This window comes from Stenotrophomonas sp. HMWF003 (assembly GCF_003061285.1).
In the GTDB taxonomy this organism is placed as follows: domain Bacteria; phylum Pseudomonadota; class Gammaproteobacteria; order Xanthomonadales; family Xanthomonadaceae; genus Stenotrophomonas; species Stenotrophomonas maltophilia_AP.
On sequence record NZ_QAIW01000209.1, the window covers coordinates 1 to 405 of the forward strand.

Genomic DNA, 405 nt, shown 5'->3' on the forward strand with positions numbered 1-405 from the left:
GGCCTGGGGCGGGTGTGGTGGGGATGTGCATCTCAGAGCTCCCGGGTCCAGCTCAGGTAGAGCGCGCGGCCATCGCCCGGCGAGTAACCCGACGCGCCACTGTCATACCAGGCATACACGTAAAAGCGGTCGGTGGCGTTCTTCAGCAGCAGGGCCAGTTGGTTGCGCGCGTCCAGTTGGTAGCGGGCGCTCAGGTTCAACAGCGCATAGCCGCCGTAACGGCCGAGCTTGTTGGTGCGCTCCACGAAGTAGTCGCCCTGGCCATTACCCCAGGCACTGAAGGTCCAGTCTGCCGTGGGGGCGTACTCCACGCCGGCGCTGGCCAGCCAGTTCGGCACGTTTTCGATCTGCCGCCCCCGGGTGTTCGGTGCGGCGGGGTCCGGTACGTCGATCACCGCCTTCTGC

1 protein-coding gene is annotated in these 405 nt (G+C 66.7%); it reads right to left on the reverse strand.

Going from position 1 to position 405, the window contains the following annotated elements; genetic code table 11:
* Positions 1–32: 32 nt before the first annotated feature.
* Positions 33–405 (reverse strand): TonB-dependent receptor (locus DBR34_RS22420; RefSeq protein WP_258223763.1); only part of this gene is annotated, 373 nt, incomplete at its 5' end.